Genomic DNA, 14,756 nt, shown 5'->3' with positions numbered 1-14,756 from the left:
GGGACCGCGACACGCCCGGGACGGGCTCGTCGATCACATCGGCGGGCGGTGACGGGGCCCGTCGAACAGACTCGGGGTATGCGTTCGCGGCACCACGTGACGATCCCGGGACCCGAGGTCAAGACGACCGGCGGCCTCGTCCGCGGGCTCACCACGCACGGCGTGCACGCCTGGCGGGGCGTCCCGTACGCGACCCCGCCCGTCGGCGGGTACCGGCTGCGCGCCCCGCAGCCCGTGGTGCCGTGGGAGGGCGTCCGCGACGGCTCGCGCTTCGGCCCGGTGCCGACCCAGGAGCGCATCGGCGAGTTCATCGGCGCCGGCAAGCAGACGCCGATGAGCGAGGACAGCCTGACCCTCAACATCAGTGCGCCCACCACGCCCTCGGACGAGCCCCGCCCGGTGATGGTCTGGTTCTACGGCGGCGCGTTCGTCGTCGGGGCGTCGTCGGCGCCCACCTACCGCGGCTACGACTTCGTGCGCCGCGGCGAGTGCGTCTTCGTCAGCGTCAACTACCGGCTCGGGGCGCTCGGCTACCTCGACTTCTCCGCCTACGGCACCCCCGAGCGGCCGATCGAGAACAACCTGGGCCTGCGCGACCAGATCGCCGCGCTGGAGTGGGTGCGCGACAACATCGGGGCCTTCGGCGGCGACCCCGACCAGGTGACGATCTTCGGCGAGTCGGCCGGGGCGATCTCGGTGACGACGCTGATGGCGACCCCGTCGGCCCGCGGCCTGTTCCACCGCGCGATCGCCGAGAGCTCCGCACCCGGCATGGTGTTCGGTCAACAGCGCGCCCGGGCGTGGGCGGCCGGGTTCATCACGGCGCTGGGGGCCGACGACGACCCCCTCGCCGGCCTGACCACGGCCACGCCCCACCAGCTGCTCGGCGCCGCGCAGGTGCTGCGCGACCGGCTCGGCGACCAGCCCGGCACCATCCCGACCGCGCCCGTCGTCGACGGCGACCTGCTGCCCGAGGCGCCGCTCGACGCCTTCGAGGGCGGCCGTGCGGCCGACGTGCCCCTGATCATCGGCACCAACGACACCGAGGGCCGGCTGTTCGAGCTGCCCCGCCTGCGGCTCGACGTGCTGGTCAGCGACGACAGCGCGGAGCGGATGTTCGCGCTGACCCAGCCGGAGTTGCGCGACCAGGTGCTCGCCGCCTACGCGGGCACGCCGCACCGCAAGGACCTCGGCGGCGACTACATGTTCTGGTACCCCTCGGTCCGGGTCATGCAGGCCCACCGCGGGCCGGTGTGGGCCTACCGCTACGACCTCACGACGCCCGTGCTCGACCTCATGGGTGTGCGCGCCACCCACGGCATGGAGCTCTACGCGGTGTTCGGGCTGGCCGACTCGAACGCCGGCAGGTGGCTCACCGCGCTCGGCGGCCGCCGGGCTCTGCGCGGGGTGCAGGAGCGCGTGCAGGCCGACTGGACGCACTTCGCCCACCACGGCACCCCGGCCTCGCACTGGCCGGCCTACGACCCCGGCACCCGCCTCACGAAGATCTTCGACCGGGTGGACCGCGTCGAGTCCGACCCCCGCCGGGAGCGCCGCCTCGCCTGGCGGGGGTTCCGCGGGTACGACTGACCGGTCAGCTCGGGCGGGCGCTGCGCTTGCGCTGGAAGGCGCGCAGCGTGACGGCGCCCGCCACGAGCGCCACCACGAGGAAGATGATCCCGAGGACGACGCTGTGCTCGAGGAAGAAGAAGATCAGGGCCACGCCGATCGACAGGATCGTCCCGATGACGCCGATCCCGACGTTCAGCTTGAGCTCGCTCTGCTTCTCCGGCGCGTGGTCCGGGTCGGCGGCGGGGTTGCGGGCCTGCGGAGTCTTGCCCTCCTCGGTCATGGGGTCGGACTACCCGGTCTCGCGCCGCGGTAGCCCGCCGGGCCGGACGGGCGACGGCGCAGCCCCGAGGCCCGGCCGATCGGTCGGGCGATGGCCGCCCGCACGGCCTCCTCGCTGCCGACGAGCCGCACGCGCACCCGCGCCCGCGTCACCGCCGTGTAGAGCAGCTCGCGGGTCAGCAGCGGCGACTCCGCCGGCGGCAGGATCACCGACACCCGCGCGAACTGGCTGCCCTGGGCCCGGTGCACCGTCATCGCGTGGACGGTCGCGATCCCGTCCAGCAGGCTCGGCGCGATCTCGACCGGGGCGCCCCCGCGGGCGAACGCGGCCCGCGGGCCCCGCGGCGTCCCGATGACGACGCCGGTGTCGCCGTTGTAGATGCCGCGGTCGTGGTCGTTGGCGGTCACCAGCAGCGGGCGGCCGGGGTACCACTCCTCGTCGCGGTCGGCGACCGGCCCGGACTCGACGAGCCACCGCTCGACGTCGCTCGCCCACCGGCTCACGCCGTAGGGCCCCCGCCGGTGGGCGCAGAGCAGGCGGTGCTCGTCGAGGCGCGCGAGTGCGAGGGGGGCGTCGCCGTCGAGCGCCGCGAGCTCGGTCTCCGCCGCGCTCCCGACGACCTCGTCGCGCAGCTCGCGCAGCCCGCCCGGGTCGCGCGCGGTGAGGTCGGCGTCCTCGACGAACACGACGTCGTGCTCGCCGGCCCGCAGCGCCGCGACCGCGTCGTCGGCGTCGCCCGACCGGATCGCCGCCGCGAGCCGCGCGATCGTGCCGTGGAAGCGCCAGGTGCGGTCGAGCACCGTCACCCCGCCCCGCACCGGCGAGCCCGGCGCGCCGACCCGCTCCAGCGCGCGGTCGAGCTCGGGCTCCGGGTCGGCGGGCGCGGCGACGAGGTCGCCGAGCACCGCGCCGGCCTCGACGGAGGCGAGCTGGTCGGGGTCACCGACGAGCACGAGGCGCGCGTCGGGGCGGACCGCCTCGAGCAGCCGGGCCATCAGCGTCAGCGACACCATCGAGGTCTCGTCGACGACGACCACGTCGAACGGGAGGTGCCGGTGGCGGTCGTGGCGGAAGCGCGAGGACCCGCGGATGGGGCCGAGCAGCCGGTGGATCGTCGAGGCCTGCAGGCCCGCGATCCGGGCCCGGTCGGCCGGCGGCAGGTCGACCTCCGCGAGCGCCTCCTGCATCCGCGCCGCCGCCTTGCCGGTGGGCGCCGCGAGCGCGATGCGCAGGGACGGGTCCTGGTCGCGCAGGACCGCGAGCAGGGTCGCGACGGTGGTCGTCTTGCCGGTGCCGGGGCCGCCCGCGAGGACGCTGGTCCAGCGCAGGGTGCAGACGGCGGTCGCACGGCGCTGGCCGTCGAGGGTCGGGAAGAGCCGGTCGAGCGCGGCGCGCAGCCGGTCGGCGTCCACGGCGGGCGGCGGGGACGCGGCGCGCTGCGCGAGCGTGGCGCGGACCTGCTGCTCCTGGCGCCAGTAGCGGTCGAGGTAGAGCAGGCCGTCGACGAGGCGCAGCGGGCGCCCGGTCGCCGCCTCGTCGTCGCCCCCGACCAGCGGCGACGCCCCGCACGCCGCCAGCCACGGGACGGGGTCGGGCCAGGGCAGGTCGGAGGTGTCGACGACCTCGTCGCCCTCGGCGAGCACCGTCCGGTCGACCGCGGCGAGGTCCAGGCACACCGACCCGGACCGCAGCGCGCGCACGACGAGCGCGGCGGCGAGCAGCACCTGCTCGTCGTCCTCGCCGCCGAGACGCCCGAGCCGCCGGGCGACGTGCACGTCGGTGGCGGCCAGCACCCCGCGCTGGTTGAACGCGGCGAGCAGCCCGGTCGCCCGGGTCGCGAGGCGCACGCCGTCCTCGGCGAGAAGGTCGGGCACCGCGGTCATCGCACACCCCCGTCGAGCAGCCCGGACAGCGCCACGACCAGCGCCGGCGGCGGGTTCCACGCGAACACCCCGCAGGTCGTGCCGTCGACGACCGGCGTGTCCGGCCCGCACATGCCGCGCAGGAACAGGTAGAGCACCCCGCCGAGGTGCGCCTCCGGGTCGTAGCCGCGCAGCCGCCAGCGCAGGAACCGGTGCAGCGCGACCGCGTACAGCACGGCCTGCAGGGGGTAGTGCGCGTCGATCATCGCCGCGGCCATGGACGTCGGGCCGTAGTGCGCGGCGGTCAGCGGCGCCCGGCCCGTCGGCCCCACCGGCCCCAGCCAGTTCGTCTTGTAGTCGACGACGACGAAGCGCCCGTGGGGTCCGCGCAGGACGCCGTCGATGCTGCCGGTGAGGTAGCCGCGCAGGACCTGCTCGCCCAGCTCGTGGGCCCGCGGGTGGTCGAGCACCTCGGGGTAGCCGGCGAGCGGGTCGTCGGCGGGCAGGTGGCGCCGCAGCAGCGCGGCCACCGCGGACAGCGTCACCGCCGCGGCGCCGGGGCGCGTGCGGTCGCCGCCAGCCAGGGGTAGCTCGAAGTCGAGCTCGGCGAGCCGGTCGCGCGGGGCGACGTCGGCGAGGCGCGCGGGCCCGCCGGCCGGCAGCGGGGTGAGCATCACCGGTAGCAGGGCGTCGGCGAGCGTCGCGGCGTCGACCTCGGCGTGCGGGCGGTGGCGCAGCTCGGCGTCGGCGGCCTCGACGAGGGCGCGGTGGAGGTCGCCGGTCCCGGTGTCGACGGTCTCGAGCACCGAGTGGACGAGCGTGCCGAACGCCGCGCCGACGGGGAGGTCCGCCATGGGAGACGGGAGCGGTTCGGCGTCGTCGGCCGGAGGCGGCGGAGTGTCGTCCTCGGGGTCGGCCTCGTCGGCCAGCTGCCGTTCCTCGGGCTCGCTGCCGACCGGGCCCGGCCCGTGCGCGCCCGCGGTGAGCGAGGAGTACGACGACCGGCGCCAGGCGAGGTCGAGTCCCCGGTCGAAGAGGGCGGCCGCGAGCGGGTGCGCCCGCCCGGCCGACGGGACGTAGGGCAGGGCCTTCCGGGGCTCGACGCGCTCGACGGCGATGTCCTCGCCCGCCAGCGTCCGGAGGTGGTCGAGGACCCGCTCGTCCTCCCACACCGGGTAGGCGCGGTCGGGCCCGCTCCGGGGCGCCGGGCGGCCGACGAGCAGGCGGTGCACCGCGGACGCCGACGTGTTGGTCGACGGCGCCCACCAGCACACGACCTGCCCCTGCGCGCGGGTGAGCGCCACGTAGAGCAGGCGCAGATCCTCGCCGTCGTCCTCGTCGCGGGCGGTGGCGACGTGCTCGCGCCAGGCCGGGTCGGTCTCCCCGCCGACGGCGCGCACCCGCTTCCCGTGCTCGTCATGGTGGGTGACGACCGTCGGGTCGTCGGCGACCCAGCGGTCCCACCCGAACGGCACGTAGACCACCGGGTACTCGAGGCCCTTGCACTTGTGGATCGTCAGCACCTGCACCGCGCTCGCGTCCGACTCGAGGCGGCGGCTGCGCTCGGGCCGCAGCTCGCCGGTGCCCGCGGCCGCCTCGGCCATGCGCGCCCGCAGCCACTCGACGAGCGCGACGACGCCCAGGCGGGACTCGGTCGACGCGGCGTGCAGCACCTGGCCGACGTGCCGGACGTCGGTCATCCGCCGCTCGCCGTCGACGCGGGCGAGCACGCGCGCCGCGAGCCCCGTCTCGGCCGCCACCGCCTCGAGGAATGCGGCGACCCCGCGGTCGTGGAGCACCGCGCCCCAGCGCCGCAGGGACGCCCCGACCTCGGGCAGCACGACGTCGGCGTGCGCGTCGAGGTCGGCGGCGGCGTGCCCGAGGAACACCGTCAGCGCGGCCGCCCGCACCCGCGCCGGGCGTCCGGGCTGCTCCACCGCCTCGAGCAGCACGAGCCACTCCTCGGCGCTCTCGGTGGCGAACACGCTGGTCGCGCCCGCGAGCACCGACGGGACGCCGACCTCGGTCAGCGCCTCGCGCACCAGGTCGGCCTGCTTGTTGGTGCGCACGAGCACCGCGACGTCGCCGGGGCCGAGGCTCGGGTCGTCGCGCCCGGGCTCCTCCCAGCGCGAGTCGGCGGCGACGAGCTCGGCGATGTCCGCGGCCAGGTCGGCGGCGACCTTCTCGCGCACCGGGACCACGAGCGGGAGCCCCGACGACCACTGCGCGCGCAGCCCCGCCCGCGGCAGGACGCGCAGCCGGAACGGCGTGGGCCGCGGCGCGCCGACGAGCCGCCGGCCCGGGTGCGCGGACGCGACGGGGGGCACGACGATGCGGTCGTCTCCCAGCGCCGCCTCGTCGAACAGCTGGTCGAGCGCGCGGACCAGGGGCGCGTCGCTGCGCCAGTTGGTGTCGAGCCCCTCGCGGCTGCCCGCCGACTCGACCGCCTGCAGGTAGCTGACGACGTCCGCGCCGCGGAAGCCGTAGATCGCCTGCTTGGGGTCGCCGATGAACGTCAGCGCGCTGTGGCCGTGGAACGCGACGCGCAGGATGTCCCACTGGATGGGGTCGGTGTCCTGGAACTCGTCGACGAGCACCACGGAGAACCGGTCGCGCAGCCGCGCGCAGGCCGCCTCGCCGAGCCGGCTGTCGGTGAGCGCGCGGTGCAGGCGGGTGAGCATGTCGTCGAACGTGAACAGGCGCCGGCGCCGCTTGCGCGCCTCGACCTCGCGGCGCACCGCCGTCGCGAACGCCGCCCGCGCGCCGGCCGCGTCCGGGGCGTCCGGGCCCGGCTCGATGCGCGCGCCCGGATCGCCGACCACGGCGCGACCGATCTCGAGGGCGGTGGCCCGGTCGAAGTCGGGGGCCGGCGCACCGGGCACCGCGTACTTGCGCAGGTAGAAGTCGTCGACCACCTCGGTGACCACGTCGTCGATCCGCTCGACGAACGTGCCGTCGGGGTCGGTGTCGCCGACGATCCCGAGCCCGGTGAGCATGTCCTGGCAGAACTGGTGGGTCGTCGCGATCGTCGCCGCGTCGAAGCCGGCGAGCGCCGCCGTCAGCCGGGCCCGGCGCCGCGTGACCTCGGCGTCGTCGGCGTCGGCGAGCAGCCGGATCACCGGGTCGTCGTGCCGCCGGGCGGCCGCGGCGTCGGCCAGCGCCCGCTCGGTGCGCACGAACCGCTCGCGGACGCGTTCGCGCAGCTCGCGGGTGGCCTCGCGGCCGAACGTCACGAGCATGACCTGCGGCAGCGTCGCGTGGCCCTCGGCGACGTAGCGGGCGGCGAGCGCGGCGATGGTGAACGTCTTGCCCGTGCCGGCGCTGGCCTCGAGGACCGTGGTGCCGGTGGGCAGGTCGCCGCAGACGTCGAACGAGCGGGTGAGCGTCGAGGTCATCGCCCACCCCAGCCCTCGGCCTCGCGCAGCGGGGTCCACAGCCGCGTCGCGAGGCCCGCGAACCGGCTCGGCGCGTCCCCGCTCGCGGCGCCGACGAGGTCGTCGAGGGCCCGGCGGCGTCCCCACACCAGCACGTGCGCGGGATCGGACTGCTCGCCGCCGTAGCGGCTGGTCCACGTGTCGCGGGCCTTGTTCATCGCCGCGACCTCGCCCTTCGTGCTGCGCGCGAGCGCGTACGCCTCCGAGGTCTGGCACATCAGCGGCAGCGGCTCGACCATCCCGTCGGCGTGCAGCGCGAGCAGGTCGGCGAAGATCTTCTGCGCGACCTCGGGCTCGAGCGGGCCCAGCGTCGACACCGACGGCGGACGGCCGGACCAACCCCGGCCCACGGTGACCGCGCGCCACGGGCGGTCCGGGTGCGCCGCGGTGAGCGCCAGGAGGTTCACCCAGGCCCGCAGCCGGTGCTTGGGCGCGAGGCGCGAGAACGTCACCGTCACGAGCGTCGTGTCGTGCACCCCGCCCACCGCGCCGACGAGGGTGTCGGTGGTGACGTCCACGTCCGCGGCGGCCGTGCCCCGCAGGCCGGCGACGGCCGCGGTCAGCGGCTCGACCTGGCGCCCGACGTCGCGCACGAGGCGGTCGCCGAGCGGGCCCGGGGGCAGCTCGCCGCGGCGGCGCTCGCCGGCGATGCACGCGGCGACGTCGCGGCCGGCGAGCCGGTCGCGCAGCAGGCGCTCGCCGATCGACCAGCGCGCCAGGCCGTCGGGTTCGACGGGCACCGCCTCGCTCGACTCCTCCTCCTCGCCGCGCGCGGGCACCCCGAGCCGCTGGCGCAGGAACGCCTTGACGGGGTGCTCGACGAAGCGCGCCAGGTCCTCGAGGTCGAGTACCTCGCGCGGGCGGGCGGGCAGCGGGCCGGGCAGGAAGGGGGCGGGCGCCGACCGCTCCGCGAGCAGCGCCTTCGTGCCGGCGAGCGCGGCGCCGTCGAAGGAGAAGGGGGTCCTCCCGTCGGTGGCGTCGAAGTCGTCGGCGGCGAAGGGCTGGAGCGGGTTGCGCCGGGTGAGGTGCTCGTGGGCGAGCTCGTCGTCGCCGAAGCGGAAGCTCGCGTCGAGGGTGTCGAGCAGCTCACCGATCGGGACCGCCGGCGGCCGCTCGGCCCCGGTGCGCTCGTCGGCGCCGGAGTGGACGACGACGAGGTGGTCGGTCGCGGCGACGATCGCGTCGAGCAGCAGCTGGCGGTCCTCGGCGGCCGGGTCGCGCTCGCCGACGCGCGGGTCGCGGGCGAGGACGTCGTCGCCGTCGGCGCGGGTCTCGCGGGGGAAGACCTGGTCGTCCATGCCGAGCAGGCAGACCACGCGGTGGGGCACCGAGCGCATCGGCATGAGCGTCGCGACCGTGAGGGTGCCGGTGCGGAAGTTGGCGCGCGTGGGGCGCCCGGCGAGGCGGTCGGCGAGCACGGCGCGGACGTCGTGCAGCGTCATCACCGGGTCGTGCGGGGCGCTCTCGAGCACCGCGGTCAGCTCGGCGCGCGCCTGCGCGAGCTGCCAGGCGTCGGCGGGGACCGTGGCCGTCAGCCCGTCGAGCCCGCGCCGGAGCGCCGCGATCCACGCCGTGAGCGGCTGCTCGCCGCGCAGGCCCTCGACGACCGCGCCGACCCGGTCGACCAGCTCCCCCAGCCGCCCGACCCGCTCGACGTCGCCCGAGTCGACCTCGTCCAGGGGCAGCGCGTCACCCAGCCAGTCGCCCCCGTCGGCGGACATCGCCACGCCGACCAGCAGCCGGTCGAGCCCCTGCGACCAGGTGTTCTCCGGGAACCGGGCCAGCGAGAACGCCGTGCGGTGCGGCGCGTCGAGCCCCCAGCGGACCCCGGCGCGCTCGGCGAGCTCGCGCAGGCGCGGGAGGTCCTCGTCGTCGAGGCGGAAGCGCCGGCGCACCGGGTCGGACTCGGCGAGGTCGAGCAGCTGGGAGGCCGTGACCCGCGCGTCGGCGAGGTCGAGCAGCGTCGCGAGCGTGCCGAACATCGGGTTGACCTCGCGCAGCGAGCGGTCGGCGAGGCGGACCCGCAACCGGTGCCCCGGGTGCGACGCCTCCTCGCCGTCGCCGGGCCCGAAGCCGGCCGTGACGAGCGGGGCGAACGTCTCGATGTCGGGACACAGCACGATGACGTCGCGCGGCTCGAGCGTCGGGTCCGCGCGCAGCAGGCCGAGGATCGTCTCGCGCAGCACCTCGACCTGCCGGTCCGGCCCGTGGCAGCGGTGGATGCGGATGCTGCCGTCGTCGACCGCGTCCCGGGCGGACGGGGCGCGGTCGTGGCGCAGGTCGTCCTGGAGCTGGGCGAGCAGCGTGGTCGGCGCCTGCTCGGCGGCGTGGTGGTGGTCGGTGCGTTCGAGCCGGGACAGTCGGAGCTGCAGCTCCCGGACGTCGCGGCCGAGGCTCGCGAGCAGCGGGTGCGCCACCGCCTGCGCGCTCGCGTCCTCGGCCCGGCGCTCGGCGGTGCGTCCGGCGAGGCGCGACCACAGCGCCGGGGAGGGGTGCGGCAGCCACAGGTGCACGTCGTGGTCGACGGCGAGGGCGTCGAGGACGGTGAGCTCGGTGTCCGAGAGCCGGGTCGCGCCGAAGAGGCTCAGCCGTCGGGGGAAGCCGGCGGGTGCCGGGACGTCGGCGACCGTCTCCGCCGGGCTCGCCGCCCCCAGCCGTGCGCGCAGCCGCCGCCAGAGCTCGGGCTGCCAGCGCAGGTCCGCCGGCGTGCCCGCGTCGTCGCCCTGCGACCAGGCCCGGACGAGCGCGGGCCGGTGGTCGGCGTACCGGCTGAACAGCCGCGCGAGGTGCCGCGCCGCGGCGAACCGCCGCCCCTTGCGGGTGCCCGAGGGGTCGCCGATGCCCAGGAACGTCCCGAGCGGCGCGCACCAGGGCTCGTCGGCGCAGGCGTCGATGGTCTCCAGCAGCGGCCAGACCAGCCGCTCCGGGCGCCACGGGTCGTCCTCGGGGACCCCGAGCACCCGGGCCACGACCTCGGCGGGCGACGGGAAGACGACGTTGGCGCACACCCCGTCGTCGCCGCCGGTGACCCCCAGCCGGTGCGACAGCCGCTGCGCGAGCCAGCGCTCGATCCCCCGCGTGGGCACGGCGACGAGCTCGGCCTCGAACGGGTCGTCCAGCGGGTCGGCGAGCACGTCGGCGAGGGCCTCGACCAGCCGGTCCGCCCGCTCGGCGCGGTGCACGTGGAGCACGCCCACACACCTCCCCCGGCTCGCCCGATCCCCACCCGATCACCCGTGCCGCCGACGCTAGACGAGCAGTCCGACGGTCCCGTCTCCCGGGCACCCGTGTCGCCGCCCTCGTCCCTTGACCTCGACCTTTCTCCAGGCCCGACCCTCGCGGCATGGACGTGGTGCAGGTGGAGAGGTTCGGTGGACCCGAGGTGCTGCGGCCCGTGACCGTCGCGGACCCGTCGCCCGGACCGGGCGAGGCGGTGATCGACGTGACCGCCGCCGACGTGATGTTCCTGGACACGCTGCTGCGCTCGGGCTGGGGCGAGGACTTCTTCCCCGTCCGCCCGCCGTACGTGCCCGGCAGCGGGGTGGTCGGTCGGGTGGCGGGACGGCGGGTCGTCGCCGACACGAAGCAGACGGTCGGGGGCGCGGAGATCCCGGTCGGGGGCTACGCGCAGCGGGCCGTGGTGGCGGAGTCGGAGCTGATCCCGGTGCCCGACGCGCTGACCGACCAGCAGGCGGTGGCGCTCCTGCACGACGGTCCGACGCTGCAGTCGCTGCTCGACGCGGTCGGCGCGCCCGCCCGCGTGCTCGTGGCCGCGGCGGCCGGCGGTGCCGGGGTGCTGCTGGTCCAGGAGCTGGTGCGCCGGGGTGTGCAGGTCGTGGCGGCCGCGCGGGGGGAGGCGAAGACGTCGCTGCTGCGGACGCTCGGGGCCGCCGAGGTCGTCGACTACGGCGAGGCGTCGTGGACGGCGTCGGTGGCCCCGGTCGACGCGGTCCTCGACGGCGCCGGCGGCGCGCTGGGCCGGGAGGCCTTCGGGCTGGTGGCCGACGGCGGCCGCTTCGTCTCGTACGGCACCGCCGGCGGGGAGTTCGCGTCCCCTGACCCCGGGGAGGCCGCCCGGCGGCGGGTCACCGTGATCGGCCTGACCGACCTCCCCCGCCTCGACCGCACCACCCGCCGCGCGGCGGTCGAGCGCACGCTGGCCGAGGCCGCGGCGGCGCGGTACCGCCCGGTGATCGGCCAGACCTTCCCGCTGCCCCGGGCCGCCGACGCCCACGCGGCCATCGCCGCCCGCACGACGGTGGGGAAGAAGCTGCTGGTGACGTAGGTGGGCGCGACGACCCGTGTCCTCGGGACACGGGTCGGCGGGCCGAGTGACGGTGGGGAGGAGGCGTTTCCTCGGAAACGGTTGCTCGTCGATGAGGAGCAGGAGTTGGCGGCCCGACCCGTGTCCTCAGGACACGGGTCGGCGGACCGAGGGCAGTAAGGGAGGAGGCGTTTCCTCGGGAAACGCTTCCTACTTGGCCGGGAGCGGGGGGAGGGCGGCGACGACCCGCTCGGCCACCTGCTGGGCCCGACCACAGGGATTGGGTCGTCCGTCCGGCCCGGGCTCGTACTCGGAGTAGTTGATGACGAAGCCCTGGTCCTGCGCGGTGCCGACGGTCACGGAGCAGGACACGGAATCAGGAGCACTCTGCTCGACCGCCGCCGGCAGATCCCTGACGTCTGCCTCTCGGAACAGCGGGTACTGACGGACACGGAAAGTGTCGACGAGGACGTCGCGGGCCGGGACGACGATGAACGAGAGGGCTCGCTCGCCATCGGGTCCGCGGCGGCGGCAGGTCCGGTCTCCCGTGATCAAGGACTCGGTGCGAGCGTTCGCGGCGAACCCCAAGGACACCCACTCGCTCGCCGGGAGAGGGCCTGAGCAAGGGTCGGTGGCCAGAGCCCGCACGTCGCGTGGCGACGTGACCACCGGCGCGCCGTATCTCGGGTCAGCGGGTGGAGGATCGGTCGGACTGTCGTGGCTCGCGCAACCGCCGAGCACGAGGATCATCGCGACCAGCGCCACCGTCCTCATCACGAAAGGCGCCGGAAGTCTGCCTCGGCGTCGGCCTCCTGCTGCCGATAGATATCGAAGGCGGTGGTGAGCTGAGTGATCATCGTCGAGATCTCGTCGATGCCCTGGTTCAGCGCAACGACCAGCGATCCCGGACCTTCGGCCGCTGCTCGTCCCAACATCGCGGCGGCGTCCACCGACACCTGGTCCATCGCGGGTGCATCGAACTGGCCGAGCTGCTGCGCGTCGTCTCGAATGCTCTCCAGCTCGACTCGAGCCTGCTCCAACTCCCGGATCGCCTCGGGCGCTCGGGTGATGTCCACGGTGAAGACCCCACCACCGACCGGCAGCGGTCGGCTCATGTCTCGCCCCTTCCTCGCACCCCGATGGAGCTCACGCTAGCCATCGACGCAGCGCGCCGGGTCCGGTTCGACGGATTGCGCTCCCACGCCGGCGGCGCGCGGGGTGGCGTGCGGCGTCGGGGCTCACGCTGCCGGTGACGCGAGAGGCGGGCCGACCCGTGTCCTCGGGACACGGGTCGGCAGTCCGAGCGCCGGTGGGGAGGAGACGTTTCCTCCGGAAACGGTTCCTTCGTGGCCAGGGCGGGGGAGCGCGGCGACGACCCGCTCGGCGACGCGCCGTCCCTGCTCGCACCGGTCCACGGTGGCGGCCTCCCGCCCCACCCTCACCGCTCCGCGTCGTGCACCAGGAGGGCGATCTGCGTGCGGTTCTCGAGGTCGAGCTTCGCCAGCACGTGCGACACGTGCGCCTTGACCGTCGACAGGCTCATGTACGCCTCCGACGCGATCTCGGCGTTCGAGCGGCCGCGGGCGATCGCGACCGCCACGTCGTGCTCGCGCTCGCTGAGCTTGCGCAGGGCCGTCCGCGCCCGTTCGCGGCTGCTCTCGTCGGCGCCGGCGCGGTCCATGAGGCGGCGGGTGACGGTCGGCGAGAGCATCGGGTCGCCGGCCGCGACGCGGTGCACGGCCTCGACGATCTGCGCGGGCGGCGTGTCCTTGAGCAGGAACCCGCTCGCCCCGGCACGGAGGGCGTGCAGGACGTTCTCGTCGCTGTCGAAGGTGGTGAGCACCAGGACCTCGGGCGGGTCGGACCGCTCGCGCAGCCGCTTCGTCGCCGCCAGCCCGCCGACGCGCGGCATGCGCAGGTCCATGAGCACGACGTGCGGGGCGTGGGCGTCGACGAGGGCGGGCACCTCGTCGCCGTCGCCGGCCTCGCCCACGACGCGGAGGCCGTCGGCGCCCTCGAGCATCATCGTCAGGGCCCCGCGCACGAGGGCGTCGTCGTCGACGACGAGCACGCGGATCTCCTCCGGGACGCTCACGGGGGCCACGGTAGATCGGCGGCGAGGCGGAAGTCGCCGTCGGCGGTCACGCCGTGCTCCAGACGCCCGCCCACCGACGCGGCGCGCTCGGCGAGACCCACAAGGCCGGTGCCACGTCCGTCGGAGGCCGACGGGGCGGCCGGCAGCCGGTTGCGGACCTCGACCCGCAGCACCTCCCCCGCCACCCCGTCGACGACCACGCGCACGGGGACGCCCGTCGCGTGCCGGCGCGCGTTCGTCAGCCCCTCCTGCACGATGCGGTAGGCGGTGCGTCCGAGGGTCTCCGGGGGCGTGCCCTCGGTGCGGTCCTGCAGATCCACGACGAGCCCGGCGTCCCGGGACTCGCCGACCAGCGCCGGCAGCCCGGCGAGCGTCGGCTGCGGTGGGGCGTCCCCGTCGGCGCCAATGAGGTCGTCGGCGCGCAGCACCCCGATGACCTCGCGCAGCTCCTCCAGCGCCTGGTGCACCCCGGCTCGCACGACCCCGGCCGCGCGGGCGATCTGCTCGGCGGGCGCGTCGGGCCGGTACTCCAGGGCGCCGGCCGACGCGGCCACCAGCGAGAGCCGGTGACCGAGGACGTCGTGCATCTCGCGGGCGATCATCGTCCGCTCCTGCCGGCGGGCGGCGGCGAGGCGCTCGGCCTCCTCCTCCGCGGCCCGCCGCCGTTGCTCGACGCGCGCGGCCGCCCGCAGCCGCGTCAGGGCGCCCCACGCGACGAGGGCCGCGTGGACGGCGACGTCGATGACCAGCAACCAGCCGTACGGCAGGCCCGGGATCGGGCGCACGAGCCCCTGGAGGGCGTGCGCCACCGTGCCCACCGCACCGACGGCCAGCGCCGTCCCCAGCGGCCGCGCCGTGGCGACCCGCAGCACGCCCGTCGTGGCGGCCGGGGTCGCGGCCGGCGACACCGCCGCGAGCACCGCGAGCGCCACCGCCCCGGGCACCGGCCGCCGGAGCAGCAGCGGCACCAGGGCGCACGCCGCGAGCACCACGACGAGGTCGAAGATCACCTCGGTGCTCGAGGCACGGATGTCGGCGCGGCTGACCACGGTCAGCCCGCCGAGCACGGCGACGACGAGCGTGACGGTCAGGCCGACCCAACGATCGGGGTGGCGATCGGTGCCGCAGGTCGCGTCCACGGAGCAGGACACTAGGTCGGCCTCGTGACTGGACACATCCGACCGAAGTCCACGGCGACCCGACGTCGGTGCCGTCGAACGGGCCAAGCGACCGACACGACCGGCGGCGC

Annotated in this window: 10 protein-coding genes; 2 read left to right on the top strand and 8 right to left on the bottom strand. The window is 76.1% G+C overall.

Annotation, left to right across the window (positions count from 1 at the left end; translation table 11 throughout):
- Positions 1-96 precede the first annotated feature (96 nt).
- A complete protein-coding gene (locus ACYX4T_RS20410) occupies positions 97-1,590 on the top strand; it encodes a carboxylesterase/lipase family protein (RefSeq protein ID WP_476011103.1) in 1,494 nt (497 codons plus the stop codon).
- Between the two features lie 4 nt (positions 1,591-1,594).
- Here ACYX4T_RS20410 and ACYX4T_RS20405 read toward each other — a convergent pair whose 3' ends face one another.
- From ACYX4T_RS20405 to recC, 4 genes are read right to left on the bottom strand one after another with little or no spacing between them, the layout of a single operon-like run.
- Positions 1,595-1,852 carry a hypothetical protein gene (locus ACYX4T_RS20405; protein WP_476011102.1) on the bottom strand — a complete coding sequence of 86 codons (258 nt, stop codon included), beginning with the start codon at positions 1,850-1,852 and terminating at the stop codon, positions 1,595-1,597.
- Entirely contained in the window at positions 1,849-3,735 is a 1,887-nt protein-coding gene (recD, locus tag ACYX4T_RS20400) for an exodeoxyribonuclease V subunit alpha (RefSeq protein ID WP_476011101.1), read from the bottom strand. Before recD ends, ACYX4T_RS20405 begins: the two co-directional genes overlap by 4 nt.
- On the bottom strand, positions 3,732-7,109 hold the full coding sequence (locus ACYX4T_RS20395) for a UvrD-helicase domain-containing protein (RefSeq protein ID WP_476011100.1): 3,378 nt from the start codon (positions 7,107-7,109) through the stop codon (positions 3,732-3,734). Before ACYX4T_RS20395 ends, recD begins: the two co-directional genes overlap by 4 nt.
- On the bottom strand, positions 7,106-10,339 hold the full coding sequence (recC, locus tag ACYX4T_RS20390; protein ID WP_476011099.1) for an exodeoxyribonuclease V subunit gamma: 3,234 nt from the start codon (positions 10,337-10,339) through the stop codon (positions 7,106-7,108). Before recC ends, ACYX4T_RS20395 begins: the two co-directional genes overlap by 4 nt.
- Before the next feature lie 152 nt (positions 10,340-10,491).
- Here recC and ACYX4T_RS20385 point away from each other — a divergent pair, with 152 nt between their 5' ends.
- Positions 10,492-11,433: a zinc-binding dehydrogenase gene (locus tag ACYX4T_RS20385; protein WP_476011098.1), complete on the top strand. Its 942-nt coding sequence runs from the start codon at positions 10,492-10,494 to the stop codon at positions 11,431-11,433.
- A 189-nt stretch (positions 11,434-11,622) separates the two neighbouring features.
- Here ACYX4T_RS20385 and ACYX4T_RS20380 read toward each other — a convergent pair whose 3' ends face one another.
- The 4 genes from ACYX4T_RS20380 to ACYX4T_RS20365 form a co-directional block, all read right to left on the bottom strand.
- Positions 11,623-12,162, bottom strand: a complete 540-nt coding sequence (locus ACYX4T_RS20380) for a DUF3558 domain-containing protein (protein ID WP_476015321.1) — start codon at positions 12,160-12,162, stop codon at positions 11,623-11,625.
- 23 nt (positions 12,163-12,185) lie between these two features.
- Positions 12,186-12,527 (bottom strand): hypothetical protein, encoded by a 342-nt coding sequence (locus tag ACYX4T_RS20375; protein ID WP_476011097.1) that lies wholly within the window; start codon positions 12,525-12,527, stop codon positions 12,186-12,188.
- Between the two features lie 323 nt (positions 12,528-12,850).
- Positions 12,851-13,507: a response regulator gene (locus tag ACYX4T_RS20370; RefSeq protein ID WP_476011096.1), complete on the bottom strand. Its 657-nt coding sequence runs from the start codon at positions 13,505-13,507 to the stop codon at positions 12,851-12,853.
- Positions 13,504-14,646 carry a sensor histidine kinase gene (locus ACYX4T_RS20365; protein WP_476011095.1) on the bottom strand — a complete coding sequence of 381 codons (1,143 nt, stop codon included), beginning with the start codon at positions 14,644-14,646 and terminating at the stop codon, positions 13,504-13,506. Before ACYX4T_RS20365 ends, ACYX4T_RS20370 begins: the two co-directional genes overlap by 4 nt.
- Between the last annotated feature and the right edge of the window lie 110 nt (positions 14,647-14,756).

The sequence above is a fragment of the Actinomycetospora sp. ABD4_176 genome, from assembly GCF_056311855.1.
The sequence above is the reverse complement of the archived record's forward strand: the minus strand, read 5'-3'. Positions and strand labels throughout refer to the sequence as shown.

Bases quoted from the DNA above. Each gene is read 5' to 3' on its own strand.
- ACYX4T_RS20405 (WP_476011102.1), bottom strand. From the start codon at position 1,852: ATGACCGAGGAGGGCAAGACTCCGCAGGCCCGCAACCCCGCCGCCGAC.
- recD (WP_476011101.1), bottom strand. From the start codon at position 3,735: ATGACCGCGGTGCCCGACCTTCTCGCCGAGGACGGCGTGCGCCTCGCG.
- ACYX4T_RS20395 (WP_476011100.1), bottom strand. From the start codon at position 7,109: ATGACCTCGACGCTCACCCGCTCGTTCGACGTCTGCGGCGACCTGCCC.
- ACYX4T_RS20385 (WP_476011098.1), top strand. From the start codon at position 10,492: ATGGACGTGGTGCAGGTGGAGAGGTTCGGTGGACCCGAGGTGCTGCGG.
- ACYX4T_RS20380 (WP_476015321.1), bottom strand. From the start codon at position 12,162: ATGATCCTCGTGCTCGGCGGTTGCGCGAGCCACGACAGTCCGACCGAT.
- ACYX4T_RS20375 (WP_476011097.1), bottom strand. From the start codon at position 12,527: ATGAGCCGACCGCTGCCGGTCGGTGGTGGGGTCTTCACCGTGGACATC.